Annotated in this window: 13 protein-coding genes; 12 read left to right on the top strand and 1 reads right to left on the bottom strand. The window is 64.9% G+C overall.

What is annotated here, in order from left to right:
• Positions 1-34: 34 nt before the first annotated feature.
• From AAFU51_02610 to AAFU51_02565, 10 genes are all read left to right on the top strand, one after another.
• Positions 35-1381, top strand: a complete 1347-nt coding sequence (locus AAFU51_02610) for a T9SS type A sorting domain-containing protein (GenBank protein MEO1570141.1) — start codon at positions 35-37, stop codon at positions 1379-1381.
• 91 nt (positions 1382-1472) lie between these two features.
• On the top strand, positions 1473-4124 hold the full coding sequence (locus AAFU51_02605) for a serine/threonine-protein kinase (protein MEO1570140.1): 2652 nt from the start codon (positions 1473-1475) through the stop codon (positions 4122-4124).
• Positions 4121-4561 carry a hypothetical protein gene (locus AAFU51_02600; protein MEO1570139.1) on the top strand — a complete coding sequence of 147 codons (441 nt, stop codon included), beginning with the start codon at positions 4121-4123 and terminating at the stop codon, positions 4559-4561. Before AAFU51_02605 ends, AAFU51_02600 begins: the two co-directional genes overlap by 4 nt.
• 182 nt (positions 4562-4743) lie before the next feature.
• The gene (locus AAFU51_02595) at positions 4744-6033 is read left to right on the top strand and encodes a hemolysin family protein (protein MEO1570138.1); all 1290 of its coding nucleotides are present in this window, start codon (positions 4744-4746) and stop codon (positions 6031-6033) included.
• Between the two features lie 79 nt (positions 6034-6112).
• Positions 6113-7477 carry a sodium-dependent transporter gene (locus AAFU51_02590; GenBank protein ID MEO1570137.1) on the top strand — a complete coding sequence of 455 codons (1365 nt, stop codon included), beginning with the start codon at positions 6113-6115 and terminating at the stop codon, positions 7475-7477.
• The gene (locus AAFU51_02585; protein MEO1570136.1) at positions 7477-7890 is read left to right on the top strand and encodes a hypothetical protein; all 414 of its coding nucleotides are present in this window, start codon (positions 7477-7479) and stop codon (positions 7888-7890) included. The genes AAFU51_02590 and AAFU51_02585 overlap by 1 nt, the downstream gene beginning before the upstream one ends.
• A 67-nt stretch (positions 7891-7957) precedes the next feature.
• The gene (gene mazG / locus AAFU51_02580) at positions 7958-8812 is read left to right on the top strand and encodes a nucleoside triphosphate pyrophosphohydrolase (GenBank protein ID MEO1570135.1); all 855 of its coding nucleotides are present in this window, start codon (positions 7958-7960) and stop codon (positions 8810-8812) included.
• Between the two features lie 114 nt (positions 8813-8926).
• Positions 8927-10099 carry a signal peptidase I gene (gene lepB / locus AAFU51_02575; GenBank protein MEO1570134.1) on the top strand — a complete coding sequence of 391 codons (1173 nt, stop codon included), beginning with the start codon at positions 8927-8929 and terminating at the stop codon, positions 10097-10099.
• A gap of 50 nt (positions 10100-10149) precedes the next feature.
• The gene (gene lepB / locus AAFU51_02570; GenBank protein ID MEO1570133.1) at positions 10150-11193 is read left to right on the top strand and encodes a signal peptidase I; all 1044 of its coding nucleotides are present in this window, start codon (positions 10150-10152) and stop codon (positions 11191-11193) included.
• Positions 11194-11714: 521 nt separating this feature from the next.
• Positions 11715-12182 carry a hypothetical protein gene (locus tag AAFU51_02565; protein ID MEO1570132.1) on the top strand — a complete coding sequence of 156 codons (468 nt, stop codon included), beginning with the start codon at positions 11715-11717 and terminating at the stop codon, positions 12180-12182.
• A 118-nt stretch (positions 12183-12300) separates the two neighbouring features.
• Here the strand turns inward: AAFU51_02565 and AAFU51_02560 are convergent, their stop codons facing one another.
• On the bottom strand, positions 12301-13140 hold the full coding sequence (locus AAFU51_02560) for an RNA polymerase sigma factor RpoD/SigA (GenBank protein MEO1570131.1): 840 nt from the start codon (positions 13138-13140) through the stop codon (positions 12301-12303).
• A 642-nt stretch (positions 13141-13782) separates the two neighbouring features.
• On the opposite strand from AAFU51_02560, the gene AAFU51_02555 reads away from it, so the two are divergent.
• Both AAFU51_02555 and AAFU51_02550 read left to right on the top strand, forming a co-directional pair.
• On the top strand, positions 13783-15828 hold the full coding sequence (locus AAFU51_02555; protein ID MEO1570130.1) for a response regulator: 2046 nt from the start codon (positions 13783-13785) through the stop codon (positions 15826-15828).
• 109 nt (positions 15829-15937) lie between these two features.
• Positions 15938-17398, top strand: a complete 1461-nt coding sequence (locus tag AAFU51_02550) for an HAD-IG family 5'-nucleotidase (protein ID MEO1570129.1) — start codon at positions 15938-15940, stop codon at positions 17396-17398.
• Positions 17399-17484: the final 86 nt, after the last annotated feature.

The raw sequence follows: 17484 nt of genomic DNA, 5'->3' as shown, positions 1-17484 counted from the left end.
GATCTCGCAACGCCCTTGTCGTACATGCCGGAACGTGGTCGCAAGCCTCGTGCTCGCGTGCTTCGCGTTCGCGGGGGTATCCCCGGCCTCCGCTCAGGAGGACGCGGGCGATGAGATCCTGTGGGAGGTGGTCAACGGCGAGTTTGAGGTCAACGACCTTGCTGTGTCAGGCGACTCCACGATCTACCTCGTCGGAGACGATGGGACATACGTCTGGCGTCGAGACGGTCCGGACGCTTTTCTCGCGACCCACGATCAGCGCGGAGGCCACGACACGGTCTTCATGGCCTCCAACGGCCGCCTCTTCTTCGCCGCCCGCAGCCTCCGCATGTCCACCGACTACGGGCGCACTACCCCTGTCGCCGTTGCGCGCGGCGAGGCCATCATCGAGACCCACTCCGGTGCCCTCGTCGCCGCCACCGACAACCTCGGCGTCGAGCGCTCCACCGACTCAGGCGACACCTGGACCGTGATCGGCCGCACCGACCCCGTCTTCCAGGCCGTCTTCGGCCGCTTCTTCGCCCAGAGCCCCCCCACGCCCGAACTGCCCCACGGCCGCCTCGTGCTCGTGGGCCTCGGCGGCGCAGCCGTCTCCGAAGACGACGGGCTCTCGTGGCAGCCGTCAAACCTGGTGACGTTCTTCGGCTTCGATGCCGAGCACGTGGTGTACTCGGAGGCGCTGGGGGCGTTCTTCACGCTGATGAACGGGCCGGTGGACGACGGGGGCTCGCCCAACGGGGTGGTGCGGCGCAGCGAGGACGGGCAGACGTGGGAGACGGTGGGGCGGCTGCCAGCGGGGGAGTTCCAGTTTGTGGGGCGGCTGGCGGCGGGCGCGGACGGGAGCCTGTGGGGGGTGCTCACGGCGGGCGTGGACACGAGCGCGTTCGGGGGGGTGCATCGCTCGCTGGACGGCGGCGTGACGTGGGAGGAGGTGGGGCGCTTCGATGGCACCGAGTTGGTGGGCAACCCGCTGCGCGTGGAGGACGTGGTGGTGGACAAGGAGGGCCGGGTGTGGGTGGGCTTCAGTCAAGGGGAGGGCGGTCCGCTGCGTCGGGGTGCGGTGCTGCGGACGGTGGAGGCGGTGGCGGCGTCGAGCGAGGCTGGGGAGCCGGGAAAGCGCGGTGAGACGGTGCTGGGTGCCGTGTACCCGAACCCAGCGACCAATGCCCTGCGCATCGACGTGGCTGTCGAGACTTCAACGGACCTTCGTATCGCAGTGTATGACCTTTTGGGGTGGCTCGTTGCCGAGGTCTACCGTGGGCCGCTCACGGGTGCCCGTACGTTCGAGATCGACACCGCCGGTTGGGCGCCGGGCACGTATGTCGTCGAACTCCAGAGCACGGACGGACGGGAGGCCACGCGGGTGACGGTCGTGCGCTGACCGGGCGGAGTCTTGCGATGCAGGGGGTCGAGTTGGAGGTCGGGTGGCACGTGCATACGTTTCCACAAAGAACCGTCCACACCGTACCGCGATGACGCCCGAACGCTGGCAGCAGGTGGAAGCCCTCTTCGACGCCGTACTCGGCGCGGCGGAGAGCGAGCGGGCCGCGCTGCTGGATGCCGCTGAGCCTACCGTACGCGCAGAGGTCGAGCGGCTGCTCGCGGCGCACGACGCCGAGGACGACGGCTTTCTCGCGCCGGTCGCGCGGCTGGGCGAACTGGGCCTCCAAGACTTAGCGGACGCCGCCTTCGCGCAGGACGAAGACCGCGATGATCTCCTCGGCACGACCGTGGGGGCGTATCGCCTCGTACAGCGCCTCGGGCGCGGCGGCATGGGCACCGTCTACGCCGCCGAGCGGGCCGACGGGGCGTTCCGGCAGCGCGTCGCCCTCAAGCTCATCCGGCGCGGCCTCGACACGGACGACCTCGTGCAGCGCTTCCGTGCTGAGCGCCAGATCCTCGCTAGCATGTCGCACAAGAACATCGCGCGCCTGCTGGACGGTGGGAGCACGGGGGAAGGCGGCGGCGACAATAGGGCAGCGCGGCCGTTTCTGGCGATGGAATACGTAGAGGGCGAGCCGATCACGGCCTTCTGCGACCGCCAGCGCCTCAGCGTCGAGGCGCGGCTGCGGCTGTTCCTCGACGTGTGCGCAGCGGTACAGCATGCCCACCAGCACCTGGTCGTCCACCGCGACCTCAAGCCGTCGAACATCCTCGTCGCCTCCGACGCGGGCAACGCGCCGACCGTGAAGCTGCTCGACTTCGGCGTGGCGAAGCTGCTCAACCCGGGGCTGTCGGAATACGCGGGCCTCGTCACGCACCACGCCGCGCGGCTGCTCACGCCCGCCTACGCTAGCCCCGAGCAACTTCGCGGCCAGCCGATCACGACAGCGAGCGACCTGTACAGCCTCGGCGTGCTCCTCGCCGAACTGCTGACCGGCGCCCGGCCGTACGACCTCACGCACGCCGCCCCCGCCGAAGTCGAACGCATCGTCTGCGAGACGACGCCCGCGCCTCCGTCGCAGCAAGTCACCTCGGGCGAGGCCCCCGGACTGCCCGGCATCGAGGCGAGCGCGCTTGCCAAGCGCCTCCGGGGTGATCTCGACACCATCGTCGCTATGGCGATGCGCAAGGAGCCGAGCCGCCGCTACGCTTCCGTCGAGCAGTTCGCCGACGATCTGCGTCGGCACCTTGATGGCCTGCCCGTCCGAGCGCTGCCCGACGAGGTCGGCTACCGCGTCCGCAAGTTCGTCGGCCGCCACCGAGTAGGTGTTGCGGCAGCCTCGCTCGTCGCAGCCCTGCTCGTCGTGTTTAGCATCGTCACAGCGATCCAGTCGCAGCGGGTGGCCGAGCAGGCGCGCATCGCCGAGCGGGAGCGCGACAAGGCCGCCGAGGTCAGCGCGTTCCTCCTCGACCTCTTCGCACAGGCCAACCCGGCACTCGCCCGCGGCGACACGCTCACGGCACAGGCACTCCTCGACCGCGGCGCGGCCCGCCTCACGCGCACCCTGGCCGACCAACCGCTCGTCCAGGCCGACCTCCTCGACGTGATGGGCACGGCCTACGAACGGATGGGGCAGTACGCCGCCGCCGAAACGCAGGCGCGCACGGCCCTCGCGCTGCGTGTTCGTCACCTCGGCTTGGCCGACACGAGCGTGGCCCGGAGTCGCCGCCGCGTGGCCGAGGCGGTGCACTGGCAGGGGCGCTACGAGGAGGCCGACACCCTCTACCGCGCGGCACTCGATGCGCTCAGGAGCAGCGGGGGGCGACAGCTCGCCGAGGCACGCACGTCGTACGGAGCGCTGCGCGCAGACCTCGGCGACGAGGAGCAGGCCGAGCACCTCTACCGGCAGGCGCTTATCGCACTGCCCCCGGTCGAGGGCGCCCGCGCGGCTCGGGGTAGGACGCTCAACAACCTCAGTATTTTGCTCCGCCGTCAGGGCCGCACCGACGAAGCGTTCGCTGCGCAGTCGGAAGCGCTCCGTCTTCGAAAAGCTGCGCTCGGCAACGACCACCCCGACGTGGCGCAGTCGCTCACCGGGCTCGCGATCCTCCACTACGGACGCGGCGAACCAGACGAGTCGACGCGGCTCTTCCACGAGGCGCTCGACGTGAGCCGTGCTGCCTACGGCCCCGACCATCCGCAGGTCGCCGCGATGCTCATCAACCTGGGTGGGCTCTACCTCCGCCTAGGCACACCGGAGCGCGCCGAGGCCCCGTATCGCGAGGCGCTCGCCATCCGTGAGGCCACGCTCGGGCCTCGCCATGCCGACGTGGCGCAGCCGCTCGAAGGGCTCGCCGACAGCTTCGAGGAGCGTGACTTGCTCGACGAGGCGGAACGGCATCAGCGCCGTGCGCTCGCTATCCGTCGCGAGGCCTTGGGCATGCGCCATCCGCGTGTGGCCCTCTCGTTGCTCTTGCTCGCCGACATCGCCAAGGGACAGGAGCAGGACGATACTGCTGCTGCGCTGCAACGTGAAGCGCTCTCGATTCGCGCCGATGCCTTTGGTGAGACGGACGGGCGCACCGCCTACGCGCAGCTTCTCCTTGCCGAGACGCTCGCCGAGACCGGCAAGGCCGCCCAAGCGCGCACCCTGGCCACGGCCTCGCTCCGTGTCTTCCAGGCTACCGCCGATGCCGACTCGACCCGCGCCGCCGACCTCCTAGCTACTCTGGTCCCGTGAGCGACTACATTGACGACGCCATCGACGCGGGCGCGCTACGGATGCGTGTGCAGCCGCTTGGCGGCCAGCGCTACCAGGTGACGGTCACGAGCGCCGAGCGCACGTCGCCATGGGGCACCTGGACCGAGCCGATCACCATGCAGCCGGGCTACCCCGCGCCCACGCTCGGACAGGTACTCTTCTTCACCGCAGGCCGCCTGCAAGCGGTCGAAGACACGGACGACTTCCTCGACTGGTGCGACGAGACCGGCCGCAACCCAGGCGAAGCCGAGGCACTTGCTCGCTACCGTGACCTTGTAGACCTTCGCGACCACGTGCGCGGAACGATGGGCGTGGACGTCTACGAGAGCCTGCTGGCGGGCTACGCCATCGACCAAGCAATCACCCGGGCGAGCGCTTCGTTTAGACGAGGGCGCGACGGACATGCCGGGAATTAACGGCGAACCCGAACTTGCCGATGCTAGGGATGTAAGTTGCCCTCGCTACCCACGCGGGCGTCCTGAACAGGTCCTACCCTGACGCCCGCGCTTTTGCTGACCAGCCGGAGCGACGACGCTCCCCCCTCGTGGACCCTGCCTCTAGTTGGCCCGCACTCGGGCCGCTCCTCACCCTTCCCGCCTTGCTTCCGCCCCTGGCGGAGATCGCCGCGCGCGGGCTTTTCCTTGTGGTAGGCTTTGCCCTGATGGTGGTAGCCTCGGGCGCGGAGAAGGCACTCCTGCCCATGAACGATCGTCACCGAAGCCTCTTGGACGAGGTCGGCGGGGCCCGGGCTAAGAGACTGCTATGGTTGCTTGACCGTCGCCTACAGGTCAGGCTCACCCTACGGTTTGCCTACCTGCTTCCACTGTTGGGCGTCGCGATCACGAGTGTAGGATTCGCAGGCAGACTCCCTGGCATCACAGCGGCGTGGATTGTCAGTCTATTGGCGGTGTTCGTCGTCTTCCTTGTTTGGGCGGAGCGCCTCATGCGCCGCCGAGCAAAGGCCGACCCCGTGGATTTAGGCATCGCGCTGACGCCGTTTGTGACGGCGGCCTACGTGCTCTTCTGGCCCGCTACCAAGCCGCTCGCCGAACTCCTTCGAAACAGGCCAGACTCGGAGAAATCCGACAGTGCAACCCTGGACGACGACGACGCCCCGGAGGACGGTCTCGACGACAACGAGCGAGCCATTCTGACGTCCCTCATCGAGTTTGGCGACACCACCGTGCGCGAGGTCATGATCTCGCGCCTCGACGTGCAAGCGCTCGACGCTTCCGCGTCGCTTGACGAGGCCGTGGCGCTGGTGCGGGAGTCCGGCCACTCTCGCTTTCCGCTCTACGACGAGCACCTCGACCGCATCCTGGGCGTGGTGTTCGCGAAAGACCTCCTCAGCTACCTCGGGCCCGATGCCCCAGCGCCGACACGCTGGGGCCGCATCGCCCGCCGTCCGCTCTTCGTTCCTGAAGACAAGCGGCTTGACGAGATGCTCCGCCTGTTCCGCTCGACAGGCACGCACATCGCCATAGTGGTGGACGAATACGGGGGGACGGCTGGCCTCGTCACGCTCGAAGACATTCTGGAAGAGATCGTCGGCGACATCCGCGACGAGCACGACGCGCCAGAGCCACAGCCCTGCCAACAGATTGCCGACGACCTCTTCCGAGTCGATGCCCGCATCCACCTCGAAGAGCTTGCCGAATGCTTAGAGACGGATCTCGACGCGGAGACGTTCGACTTTGAGTCGCTGGGCGGGCTCGTCTTCCACCTCGCCGGGGAGGTGCCGGAGGAGGGCGACACGGTGCGCTTCGAGGAGTTGGAGATCGAAGTAGAGGCCGTCGAACAGCACCGGATCCGTCAGGTGCTCGTGCGGCGAGGTGTTCCTATAGCTGAGAACGCGAACGTAGCAGAAGCGGAGCGTGGTGGACGCTAAGAGAATGGGTTGAGGAGCAGGCGGTGCGGTCCGTAGCTTCGCCGCTTGTCCACCGAACTCCCACCAGTCACCTATCAACGTGGCAGCACCGACCACCTCCTCGCGCGGATTCTGGGGATCCCGCCTAGGCTTTATCCTCGCCGCTTCCGGCTCGGCCATCGGGCTCGGCAACATCTGGCGCTTCCCCTACTCAGCGGGCGAGGGCGGTGGCGGCGTCTTTGTGGTGATCTACCTCGTCTTTGTGGCAGCCATCGGGCTTCCGGTGTTGCTCGCTGAGCTAGCGGTCGGCCGTGAGACGCGGCGCAACCCCGTTGGCGCCTTCAAGGCACTCGTGCCGGGCTCGGCTTGGCCGATCGTCGGCGGGCTCGGTGTCCTGACGGGCTTCGGCATCCTCTCCTTCTACAGCGTGATCGCCGGCTGGACCGTCGGCTACCTTTGGAAAGCGATGTCCGGGGCGTTTGCAGTCACGATGACGGCGGAGGAGAGCGGTGCACTTTTCCTGGAGCTGATCGGCGATCCACTTCAAGCCATTGCCCTCGCGGGTGGCTTCCTATTCCTCACCGTGCTCGTCGTGCGCGGCGGGGTCTCCGGCGGGATCGAGCGCGTGACGACGATTCTGATGCCGCTCTTGCTGGTGCTGCTGGTCTTGCTCGCCATCCGCTCGGTGACGTTGCCCGGAGCAGGGGAAGGGCTGGCTTATCTCTTTCAGCCTGATTTCTCTGAAGTCAACGCCAGCGTCATCATGGGCGCACTGGGCCAAGCGCTGTTCAGCCTGAGCCTCGGGATGGGCGCGATGATCACCTACGGGTCGTACTTCCCCAACGAGGAGAATCTGTCGTCGTCGGCGGCGACGGTGGCGCTCTTCGACACGGGCATTGCGATGCTCGCGGGCATCATCATCTTCCCGGCGCTGTTCGCGGCGGGCGTGGCGCCGGATGCCGGCCCCGGGCTTGTCTTCGTAGTGCTGCCGACCATCTTCGAGGCGATGCCCTTCGGTACGGCCTTCGCCATCGCGTTCTATTTCCTGCTCGCCATCGCGGCGCTGACCTCGACGATCAGCCTCCTCGAAGTCGTCGTCTCCTACTGCGTGGACGAGAAGGGCTGGACGCGTAACAAGGCGGCGTGGCTGCTCGGCGGCGTCTGCTTCGTTCTTGCGGTGCCGTCGGCGCTCTCGCAGGGGGCCTTCGAGAGCCTCAGCGGCGACCGCGTCTTCGGCATGGACTGGCTCTCCCTGCAAGACACCATCTTCGGCAACTGGTCGCTCGCAATCGGCGCGCTCTTGCTCTGTCTCTTCGTCGGATGGACATGGGGCGCAGATCGCGCCCAGACTTCGCTCGAAGCGAGTGGGCACAAGCTGCCTGCGTCAGGCGCTTGGCGCTTTCTCGTGCGCTACATCTGCCCAATCGCGATTCTGATTGTCTTCCTCCAGATGATCCTCGGCTGATGCGCGCCGGTCTTGCCTTATTCCTGCTGATGTCTGCCTCGGTGCAGGCGCAAGACTCGGCGGCCGTGGCGCCCCGCTACGAAGCCTGGGGGCTGCCAGAGTCCCCGGCGTTGACGGCTATCGATGACTCGGTGGTCGTCGTCCGCCAAGTGGATCCGTGGCTCGGTCGCGACAAGGCGCTGCACGCAGGCGCTAGCTTCCTGCTCACGCTCTCCGGACAGTACGTCCTCGTGAACAAGCTTGAGGCTACCGAAGGCCAAGCATGGCCATTGGCGGCGTCGGGAGCGCTTGCCGTGGGGCTGCTCAAGGAAGTCGCCGACAGCCGCCGCGCACGCAATCCGCTTTTCTCCTGGCGCGACCTCGCAGCCGACGCCGTTGGCGTAGCGCTGGGGCTGGGGGTGATCTGGTTGTGATTCGAGGGAACAGGGGGCAGGGGATGGGGGATAGGGAGGGCGCACTCTACTACTTTCCTGCGCTCACGTGGATACCCTAAACCTCGGCCTCACCGACGACGACCGTGCGGCGGCTCACGCACGCACCTTCGAAGACTTCGTCGCCATCGTACGGCGGCTTCGGCGTGACTGCCCCTGGGACCGCGTCCAGACGAACGACTCCGTCAAGCATCTCACGATCGAGGAGACGTACGAGCTCGTCGACGCCATCGACGAAGGCGACACGGACGAGATCAAAAAGGAGCTTGGCGACCTCTTCCTACACGTGCTCTTCCACACGCACATTGCCGAGACAGAGGGGCACTTCACGCTTCAAGACGTGATGCAAGCCGAGATGGAGAAGCTCGTGCGGCGCCATCCGCACGTGTTCGGCCAGACGGTGGTCAACTCAACCGGCGAGGTGGTGAAGACGTGGGAGGCGATCAAGCAGGCTGAGCGTGCCGCTGATGCGAAGCACACAGGGGGTAAACCGGCACGGCAAAGCGTGCTCGATGGGGTCCCCGAGGCCCTCCCCGCGTTGTTGCGCGCGGAGCGGGTTCAAGAAAAAGTGGCAGCCGTCGGCTTCGACTTTCCGGAGGCGTCCGGGGCCTGGGCGAAGGTCGAGGAGGAGATCGGCGAACTGAGAGCACTGGACGCAAAGGACCCGGGTGCTCTCGAAGACGAGTTCGGCGACGTGCTCTTTGCGCTCGTCAACTACGGCCGGTTCATCGGAGTCGCCCCAGAAAATGCCCTGCGTGCGACCGTCCGAAAGTTTTCCCGTCGCTTCCGCCATATCGAGGCGCGTCTATTGGAGGTCGGGCAGACTCTTCAGGATGCGTCGCTCGAAGAGATGGATCGGCATTGGGAGGAAGCGAAGGCACTCGAAGCCCAGCGCGGTCAGTAAGCAGCCCGTGAGGCTTCTGCAAGAAGCGACAACTCGGCGGAATACGATGGGCGCTGCTTAGACGTTACCCGTACTTTCATCGCCACTGCGCCCCCTCGCCCTACTGCTCCCGTTTTGGCTACGAAGACCCGCTCCTCCAGATCGAAGCGTGCCCGCCGTGGCAAGAAGGCCGACGCTTCGTCGCCCGCAGCAAAGAAGAAGCAAGAGGGCTGGCGCGAAACCGTTCGCTTCTATGTGATCGCCATCGCGGTCATCCTCTTCATCCGGACGTTCTTTTTCACGCCGTTCCGCATCCCGACGCCCTCGATGGAGGACTCGCTGCTCGTCGGCGACTTTCTTATCGTCTCGAAGATTGGGTACGGCGCACGTACGCCCAATACTATCGGGATCCCGTTCACGAACATCTATCTGCCGGGGATCGAGTTTCCGCAGACCCGCCTGCCCGGGTTGGGCGCCGTCGAGCGCGGCGACATCGTCGTGTTCAACTACCCGCCCAGCTCCACGGACGATCCGCGTTTCGGTACGCCTGCCGGCACGCCCATCGAGCGTCGCCACCCGTACGTGAAGCGCGTCCTCGGACTGCCCGGCGACACCATCGCCGTGGTCGACAAGCAGGTCTATGTCAACGGGGAGGCCTATGCGCTGGAAGGGGGGCAGCAGCAGAACTGGCTCGTCGAACTCGCCCCAGGGGCGCGTGTTGGGGCGGCCACGCTGGACGACTTCGACCTTGAACTGGTGGAGCCGTTTGTGTTGGAACAACTCTATGGCCAGGCGCGCACCGATTCCACGTTCGGCGTGAACGGATCGCGCGACGAAGTTGATGCGCTAGAAGCGCTGCCTGCCGTCGAAGCCGTCGTACCACTCGTGGCTCCAGACGACCGAAGCGAGTCTATTTTCCCACTGACCCGGGCGCAGCGAGGGGCTGCGGGCGTCAACCGCGACAACATGCCGCCGCTGGGCATCCCGAAGGCTGGCGCTACCGTCCCGCTGAATCGCGAGACGTGGCCCTACTACCGAGCTGTCATCAACCGCTTCGAAGGCCACACCGCGCGCCTCCTTGCCGATGGCACCGTGGAAGTAGACGGTACCGTCCAGCGGACGTATACCTTTGAGCAAGACTACTTCTTCGGGATCGGAGACAACCGAGACAACTCGGAGGACAGCCGCTTCTGGGGCTTTGTCCCTCACGACCACGTGATCGGCGAAGTAAAGCTCGTGTTCCTCTCGTTTGACACCGAGCGCTATTTCCTCCCGCGCTTGACCCGCATCTTTCGACCCGTCCGGTGAGCAGCGCCGAGACGGATGACGCGGCTTCCAAAGGGCCAGCCGACGCTTCCATGGACATACCACGGGGCCAGTCAGAACGGGGCCAGTTAGAGCTCAAGCGAGAATCGCGAGGACGTAGTGGATGGGTTCGCCTTATCCTATTGGCGTTGCTCGTGGCGGTGCTGTTGCGCGTGTTCGTGCTGGAGCCCTATCGCATCCCGACTCCGTCGATGGCGGGCACCTTGCTGCCGGGCGACCATGTGCTGGTGTCCAAAGTGCACTACGGCCCGCGCCTCCCGATAACCCTCCGTATTCCCTTCTCGGACTGGATTCTAGAAGGCGTCGAATTGCCTGGCTGGCGTCTACCCGGGTTTCGCGCCGTGCATCGCGGCGATGTCGTCGTGTTCAACCAGCCACGACAGCCCGGACCGATCGACCAGCGCATGCCGTTCGTGAAGCGCGCCGTCGGCTTACCCGGTGACACGATTCGCATCGTGGACAAGCAAGTCCTCGTCGACGGTACGCTTGCTGTGGAACCGAGCGCTTTGCAGTATGACTGGATCGTCGAACTGGAAGACGAGCGGGCACGCACCTTTGAAGCGCCGTCCCTATCGAGCGCGCCCGAAGCGCTCGGGCGCGGCCGCTTCCGCATCGCCGCAACCGTGGGACAGGTCGAGGCGCTCCGTGCAGCCGAGGCAGTCGCTGCCGTGACACTGCTGCGACAGCCGCAGGGCGCCCGTGGTGGTGTTTATCCGTTCGGCAGCGGCTTCACGCTCGACTCCTATGGGCCGCTCGTGGTGCCGAAAGCTGGAGCCACCGTCCTGCTCAACGACGAGACTTGGGCTCATCTAGCGCCCATCATTGAAGACTACGAGGCGCATGTAGTCGAACGGCAGCCCGACGGTTCGTTCTCAGTAGACGGCGAAGTACAGCTCACCTACACTTTTGAGCAGGACTACTTCTTTGTGCTAGGTGACAATCGAGACCAGTCGAGCGACAGCCGTGTCTGGGGCTTCGTGCCGAGCAATCACCTCATTGGTAAGGCGGTGTTTGTCCACGTGTCCACGGGTCCGGAGGGGATCCGGTGGGGACGCGTCGGGCGCTGGGTGCGCTAGGAGAGCTGCCGTAAAGAGCTGCGCTGGCCTGCCGATAACATCGATCAACCGTCGCTTCCAGGCCTGCTATCCCGTAGGTATGCCCCGCTCCCGATCATCGCGTGCGTCCCGCAAAGGTTCGCTACTCCAGTCTATGGGCGCGTTCTTGGTCGCACTTTTGGCGACGGTGCTGCTGCTTTGGACGCTCATGCCTGAGCTAGCTCCGTAGGCGCAGTGGGACGTGGCTGAGGACACGTGTTCTACCAGTTCTTTGGGACGGTGCGTCACCCGAACCCGAGTGTCATCCCTGCGAAGGCGGGGATCTATACGGCACCTCGTATAGATCCCGGATCCAGTCCGGGATGACAAAGGTGGGGGTGGGCGACTATCCTGGCGACTTGGTATTACACCTGAACGGGCATCGAGACATCTGGTGACACCTGCGGACGCGCGCTTGACGTAGCGCGACGCAACATGGACAACTCGCCAGAATAGTCGCCGTAGCGTGAGAGGAATCCACAACCACACAACCTCTCGTTCTCATGACCGCCCAATCATTCCGCCCCGTCGCTCTGATCGCTGCTCTCCTGTTTGCCCCCGCCACCCTGGCCCAAACCAGCGCCCTCTCCTCCATCTCGTTCGACGGGAGCCAGGCACTTCCGACCTCGGTCACGGCAGCCTCGACGCTAGCCTTGCTCGACCAGACCGACGTTGTGCTTGCCATGCTCTGGACGAATCCGGTTGCGGTGGCAGAGCAGGCCTACTCACCGGACCGTGCCGTGGGTGACTTTTCTCGCTTCGCACTCGCCACCACGTCTGAGACGGGACGTTACCAGTCTCACGAAACGGTAGGCGCAGCTCCAGCGAGCCTCGATCGCACGTACACCTACGCACATGTTCACTTTGCCAAGGCGTCTGTAACGCTCCGCCTCACCTGGAAGCACGGCCAACTGGTGACGGTGACCCGCAGCCCGATCCCGGAGGCCTCGCAGATGCTCGCCCGACGCTAGGCGAAAGTCATTCTGAACGGGTGCCTGGCGTACGGAGGAAGGACGCCTATGGCCCCAAGCGAGCGGCCCGCTCCGAGCAATCGGGGCGGGCCGCTTTCAGTTGGTGTAGCTGCGAGACCTAGCCGACGTACATCTCGAGTTCCTCGCGGCAGCGCTTCTGGCGAAGCTTGCGCAACGCCTTCTCCTTGATCTGACGCACGCGCTCACGGGTGAGGCCGAACCGCTCGCCGAGGGCCTGAAGCGTCTGCGGGCGCTCGGCGCCGAGGCCGAAGTAGAGCCGAGTGATCTCCGCCTCGCGAGGAGAGAGCATCGAGAGCACGCGCTCCACATCGATCTTGACCGACTCCGCGGTCAGCTCTTCGTCGGGAGCCTCCTGCTCGGCGTCGGGCAGCACGTCAAGGAGCGAGTTGCCGTTGTCGTCCGAGAACGGAGCATCGACGGAGAGCGAGCGGCGGGCGTGCTGCATGCCCTCGAGCACCTTGGTCTCCTTGATCTCCAACTCGTCGGCGAGTTCCTCGATGTTGGGACGGCGTCCGTGCTTCTGGGCGAGCCGGTCGCTGGCCTTGCGCATCTTGGAGAGCGTGCCAATGCGGTTCTGGGGAAGGCGCACCGTACGAGCGTGGTCGCTAAGTGCCTTCAGGATAGACTGGCGAACCCACCACACCGCGTAGGAGATGAATTTGAAGCCGCGTGTCTCGTCGAAGCGGCGGGCTGCCTTTACGAGGCCGTAGTTGCCTTCTGAAATTAGATCAGCCAGGCTCAGCCCTTGCCCTTGGTACTTCTTCGCCACCGAGACCACGAAGCGGAGGTTGGCGCGCACGAGCTTGTGCAGCGCGATCTCATCGCCTTGCTTGATCCGGCGGGCTAGATCGACCTCCTCGTCAGGTGTAAGCAGCGAAACTTGACTGATCTCGTGGAGGTATTGGTCCAGCATTCGCTGGGAGCGAGGCACGTACATCGGCGTGGTTATAGGTGGGCAAACGGTGGAGAGAGGAGCGTCAAAACGCGCGGTGGGGCGTCATAGACCTGCAGCGTTGCATGTAGCGGCGAATGCGTGCGTGCAAGCCGAGACCGTGTCAGCGCCCGAACCAGAAAGCTCACGCGCATGGTCGGTATAAAAGCAGCGGAGCAGGTGGCAACGTGGGGTGGCTGGCGGAAACCGTCGGTGCGGAAGCAGAGCGTAAACGCACGGTTTGGAAGCTCTGCGAAGGCCTTGCTTGGTGTGCATTGCCTGATATGCATTGCCTAATGTGATGGGGCACTGCCACATCCCGCTGTGCGCGACAGAATCAGGGCTGCAATGGCTCGACAGGGATTTGTGTTCCGAATTCAGCTGAGGATTCGAAGGGGTGCTAGTTGCTAGGTTACAACGGCGACCCAAAGCCACACCAAATTCAAAAACGGCCCGCGGGGATCCCGAACGGCTAGCAACTCTACCCGGACGAGCGCGGTAGCTTCTTGGCGCAATGCTTGCCTGTCTTGCCATTACGTTGGCATCTACCACGATTCGCTGCGCGTTCGGGTCATACACCCGCTAATCCTCGGCGGCTGTGCCAGAACTACCCTGCTCCCATCTTCTCGACGACTCCAGCCCGCCACGATGCCCACCCCATCGACTGACGTGCTCATCCGCGTGTTGCCCTACCCCGCGGTGCTAGAACGTGCCGAGGGCGAGGTGTGCGCCCTGAGTGCCTCGTTCTGCGAGACGTTTCTCTGTGACGAGGCAGAACGTGAGGCTAGGCGGCGGACGCTGGCCGATGTGTTCGAATGGATCGCTCCCCAGTTTGCACAGCCGACTCTGCTACTCGAAGCCATCCAACCTGTCACCGCAGCACAAGCACCGTGCACGAATGGAGTGCTCCTGAGTCTTGCCGACGGGCGCACGTTCCGGCTGAGGCACGAGGAGCTAATCGAGCGCGATGGGACTAGTAGCGGACGCCTGTGGCACTTCCACGATGCGACGGAAAGTGCGCGTGCTGCAGAGGCAACACTGCAGGCGGAGCAGCTCGCCGAGCACGCGGAGCAGGTCCGGCTCAATTTCGTCTCGGCGATGAGCCACGAGATCAAGACCCCGATGAACGCGGTCGTCGGGATGGCGCACCTTCTTGCCGAGACGGATCTCGATTCTGGGCAAGAAGAGCTAGTTCACGCGCTACGACGCTCCGTCGATCACCTGCTTGATTTGCTCACCGATGTCCTCGACTTTTCCCGACTCGAGACCGGCGCGACGACGTTCGCTACCGACCAGTTCGACCTTTATGCACTCGTAGAGTCGGTCCGCGCACGGTACGCCTCCGAGGCGGAGGCTCGCGATCTGGCGTTCACGGCGGAGGTTGAGGACATGCCTCGCATCCTCCTCGGAGACCCTACGAGGCTCGAGCAAGTCCTCGATAACTTGCTCGACAACGCCTTCATGTTCACGCATGAGGGAGCGATCACCTTACGTGTCCGACAGGAGCGGATCCAGGGCGGGCGGGTGTTCTGCTGCTTCGATGTGAAAGACACAGGCATCGGAATCGACCCCCTTCAGCAAGCTCGCCTCTTTGACCCCATGGCTCATGTGAGAGCAGCGGCGAGTGCCGGGCGAACTGGTCTAGGCCTTGCCATCGTCAGGCAGATCGTTGAACAACAAGGGGGGACTGTGACGCTTGTGAGTGCGCTTGGCATGGGGTCGACCTTTACGGTCAGGCTCTCTTTCCCGACCGACGAGGCGGCCGATTACAAGCAAGCCCCGGTACGCGCGACGCCAGCCGCTGTCGTCGAGAAAGCATCGCCCGATGCACTGGCCGGCTACAGGATTATGGTCGTGGACGACCACCCGCTCAACCGCATGCTTGTGGAGCGGCTCCTGCATAGCTGGGGCGCGTCTGTGGAGATGGCCGAGGATGGCGCGGAGGCGGTTGCTCGCGCGGAGGATACCAGTCGGCCCGCGCTTGACCTGGTCATCATGGATATTCAGATGCCAGTTTTGGACGGGCTAGAGGCGACCCGCGCTATCCGTTCGTTGGCGCCCCCCACGGGCACCCTGCCGATTCTGGCGCTCACGGCGGCCACGGGGACCGAAGAGCGCGATGCCGTCTTCGCGGCTGGCATGGACGACTACATCGGCAAGCCGTTCGTCCCCGAGCACTTGCTAGCCCGCCTTCGTGCGCACCTGATGGGCACCGCTCCCCCCGTTACGCCGGGTCGCTCCGGTGTCAGCACTTCCGAGAATCGAACCGCCATTCATCATCCAACGGTGACGACGGACGCCGCCCCCAAGGCGCTGCCAACGCCATCGCAGACGCTGGCTGCGCTCGATTTGGACCTTCTTCAGGTTCATACCATGGGAGACGAGGCCTTTGCCCAGCACCTCTTAGAGACGTTCATCGTCCAAACGGACCGAGTTGTCGCAGCCGTTGGCGCGGCACACGAGGCTACCGACTGGGAAACAGTGCGCCTGCTCACCCATAAAGTCCGGCCTTCGCTGCGGATGGTTGGGCTCGATCGTCTGGAGGCGGTTGCTCACGGCCTTGACGAGGAAGCCGACGCCCTAATGCGTGGGGCGCAAGCACACCCGTCTCCGGACTTTGGCACCCGCCTCGACGCGCTCGTTGAGTGTAGCCGGGCGGTGTGCACGCATCTGCGCGAGGCGGAGGCCGCCTAGGCCTAGTCAGGTTGGGGGTGGCAACCTGGCGAACCGGTTGCTCGTGCATCCATGCCGGTCCGGCGTGTTAGCTTGGATCGTCCTGACTATGCTCAACTCTGTCTCGCCCATGCCGACTGCCACCCGCCGGGGCCTCTACTGCAACCGTACGCTCAACCTGCGCCGCATCCGCGCGGTCGGGTACGACATGGACTACACGCTCATCCACTACCATGTCGCGGCATGGGAAGGCCGAGCCTATCACCACGTCCAGCAGCGTCTTCTAGAACGTGGCTGGCCGGTTGCACACCTCGAATTCGATCCGGCCCTCGTCACTCCGGGGCTTATCGTGGACACCGAACTCGGCAACGTGGTTAAGGCCAACCGTTTCGGTTACGTCAAGAAGGCGTTTCACGGAACCCGCGCACTCGCCTACGATGAACAACGCCGCGCCTATGCCCGGACGCTCATCGACCTGGACAATTCCCGGTGGCGCTTCCTGAACACCCTCTTTTCGATTTCAGAAGCAGGGCTGTACCTGCAACTCGTCGACTTGCTCGACAACGGCGACCTGGACAGCGTCGAGGGCGGCTCACTGGGCTATGGCGCCCTCTACCGGTTCGTCCGACGCGCCATCGACGAAGCCCACCTAGAAGGCGTCCTGAAGGCAGAGATCATTGCCAATCCCGATCAGTTTGTTGACCGAGATCCAGACGTCGCACTGACGCTTCTCGACCAAAAGAACGCCGGGAAGAAGCTGCTCCTCATCACCAACTCGGAGGTCAGCTACGCCGTGCCGATGCTGCGGTATGCGATTGATCCGCACCTGCCGGGCGATATGACGTGGCGCGACCTGTTCGATGTGGCCATCATGGCTGCCCGCAAGCCCGACTTTTTCGCGTCCTCGACGCCCGCGTATGAAGTCGTCGATGTAGAGCGTGGGCTCTTGCAAGAGAACGTCGGGCTGCTGGCCGAGGGCAAGCTCTACGTTGGAGGAAACGCTGGCCTCGTCGAACGCTCCCTCGGTCTCTCTGGTGAGGAGATCTTGTACGTGGGCGACCATATCTTCGCCGATGTACGCGTGTCTAAGAGTCGGCTCCGTTGGCGTACCGCTCTCGTTCTGCGCAGCCTCGCCGACGAAATCGAGGCGCTCAACGAGTTCGACACGCGGCAAGCGGCGCTCGCCGACATGATGGCGAACAAGGAGCAGCTGGAAGCCGACTTCTCGGCGCTGCGTCTGGAGCACCAGCGCAACCGGAACGGCTACGGGCCCCAGACTCGCCGTGCGCTGGAAGACCTGCAAGCTGACATGGCGAACCTACGCGGCCGACTCGTGGCCCTCGACAGCGAGATCGCCCCCCTCGCCCATTCCTCCTCGACGCTCGTCAATCCGAACTGGGGGCCGTTGATGCGCGCAGGCAAAGAAAAGAGCCACCTAGCCCGCCAGGTCGAGCGCGATGCCGACATCTACATGACTCGGGTGTCAGACTTCCTGGCCTATACGCCGTTTGTATACCTGCGAGCCCATCGTGGAAGCCTCCCGCACGACTCTGATGCCGCTGCCAAAGCCGAAGTTGACGAACTGCGCTGAGGGGCTGAGCCGTGTCCACTGACGTTGCCTATCGTCTCCCGGGGTCCGATGTACCATACAGCTGACCTCCCGACTCGTACTGCTCT

The organism is Bacteroidota bacterium, assembly GCA_039821555.1.
Taxonomy (GTDB): Bacteria; Bacteroidota; Rhodothermia; order Rhodothermales; family Rubricoccaceae; genus JBCBEX01.
Note: the sequence above shows the minus strand (reverse complement) of the source record. Positions and strands in the feature narration are given on the sequence as shown.